The sequence below is a fragment of the Actinoallomurus sp. NPDC052308 genome (genome assembly GCF_040679195.1).
GTDB lineage: Bacteria > Actinomycetota > Actinomycetes > Streptosporangiales > Streptosporangiaceae > Actinoallomurus > Actinoallomurus liliacearum.
In genome coordinates this window covers 1-2,278 of sequence record NZ_JBFAUM010000074.1, presented here as the reverse complement: position 1 = coordinate 2,278, position 2,278 = coordinate 1, and the positions used below count along the sequence as shown (strand labels likewise).

2 protein-coding genes are annotated in these 2,278 nt (G+C 75.5%); both read left to right on the top strand.

Translation table 11 applies throughout. The annotated features are described in order from the left end of the window. Positions 1–92 precede the first annotated feature (92 nt). Positions 93–1,322 (top strand): FAD-dependent oxidoreductase, encoded by a 1,230-nt coding sequence (locus AB0L00_RS45775; protein WP_364444580.1) that lies wholly within the window; start codon positions 93–95, stop codon positions 1,320–1,322. Then, the gene (locus tag AB0L00_RS45770; RefSeq protein ID WP_364444578.1) at positions 1,322–2,185 is read left to right on the top strand and encodes an NAD(P)H-binding protein; all 864 of its coding nucleotides are present in this window, start codon (positions 1,322–1,324) and stop codon (positions 2,183–2,185) included. Before AB0L00_RS45775 ends, AB0L00_RS45770 begins: the two co-directional genes overlap by 1 nt. Positions 2,186–2,278: the final 93 nt, after the last annotated feature.

Sequence of the window (2,278 nt, the reverse complement as noted above, 5' to 3'; positions counted from 1 at the left end):
GGGGCGGCCGCGGCCGCCCCGGCACGTCGCGCGGGCGGGACCGGGACGGTCGCCGGCCGGAGCGCTCGGCCGGCAGCACAGGAGGGCGAATCGTGACTGGAACGTCCGGTGGGCACGCGGTCGTCATCGGGGGCGGAATCGGTGGCCTGTCCACCGCCGTCGGGCTGCACCGCATCGGCTGGCGGGTCACCGTCCTGGAACGGGCCGCCCGGCCGCGCGAGGCCGGCGCCGGCATCTCGCTGCTGACGAACGCGCAGCGGGCCCTGGACTGGCTCGGCGTCGGCGACGCCGTCCGGCGGCGCGCGGCGACCATGATGCCCGGCGGCGAAGGGCTGCGCGCCCCCTCCGGGCGAAGGCTGCAACGGCCGGCCGACCCGCGGTTCCTGCGCGAGCGCGGCCTGACACTGCTGATCCTGCCCCGGCCGGACCTGCACCGGGTCCTGCGCGAGGCCCTTCCGCCCGGCGCGCTGCGCACCGGTGCGGACGCCGTACAGGTCGACGACCTGCCGGACGGAGCCGCGGTCCGGTACCGCGGGGAGAACGGCGAGGAGGTCGTCGCCGGCGACCTGGTGGTCGCAGCCGACGGCACCAACAGCCGGATTCGGCGGGCCCGGTGGCCGGAGTCGCCGCCTCCGGTCTACAGCGGCCACAGCGTCTGGCGTGGCATCGCCGAGGGGGTCGACGGCCGGGTCGAGCCGGGCGGCAGCACATGGGGCCGCGGCCTGGAGTTCGGCCGGATGCCGCTGCCGGGGGACCGCGTCTACTGGTTCGCCGTCGCGAACACCCCCGAGGGGGCCCGCTACGACGACGACCACGCGGAGGTGACCCGGAGGTTCGGCTCCTGGCACGATCCGATCCCGGCGCTGATCGCCGCCACGCCGCCGGACCGGGTACTCCACCATGACGTCTTCGAACTGGCCGAGCCGCTACCGGGCTACGTCTCCGGAAGGGTCGCGCTGCTCGGCGACGCCGCGCACGCCATGACCTCCGACATGGGCCAGGGCGCCTGCCAGGCGCTGGAGGACGCCGCCGTCCTGGGCGCGGCGCTGGCGGCCGAGACCGACGTGCCGAGCGCGCTCGCGCGGTACGACGAACAGCGCCGGCCGCGCTCGCAGGCGATCGCTCAGGCGTCCCGCCGGATGGGGGAGCTGAAGCTGAACGAGCGCCGGCCGGCGCTCCTGCTGCGCAACGCGAAGATGCGGTTCGGTTCGCCACGCGCCGGCCAGCGCGGCGTCGCCGGCGTCGGTGACTGGCACGTTCCGGCACCGGCCGGAAGCTCGGATCCGACGCCCTCCGGGGCCGCTCTGAACAGAGGTGAATGATGATCGTGGTATTCGGCTCGACCGGAACGGTGGGGCGGCAGGTGGTGACCGGTCTGGTGGCCGCCGGCCGGCGCGTTCGCGCGGTCACCCGTGACCCCGCCCGTGCCTCGTTCGACGCGGCCGTGGAGGTCGTCCGGGCGGACATCACCGAGCCCGGTTCCGTGCTCGCCGCCATCGAGGGCGCGGACGCCGTCTACATGGCGACCGCCCCCGAGGCGCTGGCCCACGAACGGACCGTGGCCGACGCCGTCCGCCGGACCGGCACCGGGCGGGTCGTGAAGCTGTCCTCGGTGGCCGCGCTGCCGCCGGTCCTCGACTCGTACGGGGCCGCGCACGCGGCCGGCGAACGCGCCTTCGCCGAGTCGGGAGCCGGCTGGACCGTCCTGCGGTCCGCCGGCTTCATGTCGAACGTGCTGCAGTGGGGGTGGTCGATCCACTCCGCGGGCGCCGTGTACCAGCCGTACGGCATGGTGCCGCGGGCGCTGATCGCTCCGGAGGACGTCGCCGCGGCCGCCATCGTGTGCCTCACGACCCGCGGGCATGACGGGAAGACCTACCAGCTCACCGGACCGGAGGCGTTGACGGGACCCGAGCAGACCGAGAGGGTCGCGGCCGCCATCGGACGTCCGCTGCGGTTCGTCGACGCCGACCCGGAGCAGGCCCGGCAGGGCATGATCGGTGCCGGCATGCCCGAGGATCTCACCGACGGGCTGCTGGCATCGATGGCCGACCGCGACCCACGGCGGGGCGGCACGCCGCTGCCGACCGTGCGGGAACTCACCGGCCGTCCGCCGACGCGCTTCGATACCTGGCTGGCCGAGCACGTCGGCGAACTGGCCCCCGCCGAGACCCCTGCCGGGTGAGCCGATCGGCTCGCGACCCGACGAACAGAAGGCGCCGCGCCGGATCGATGGATCCGGCGCGGCGAACGCGGCCATGAGCGCCCAGTCGGCCGA

What these genes read in the sequence shown, in the direction of transcription:
- AB0L00_RS45770 (WP_364444578.1), top strand. Translation starts at nt 1,322, where the DNA reads ATGATCGTGGTATTCGGCTCGACCGGAACGGTGGGGCGGCAGGTGGTG.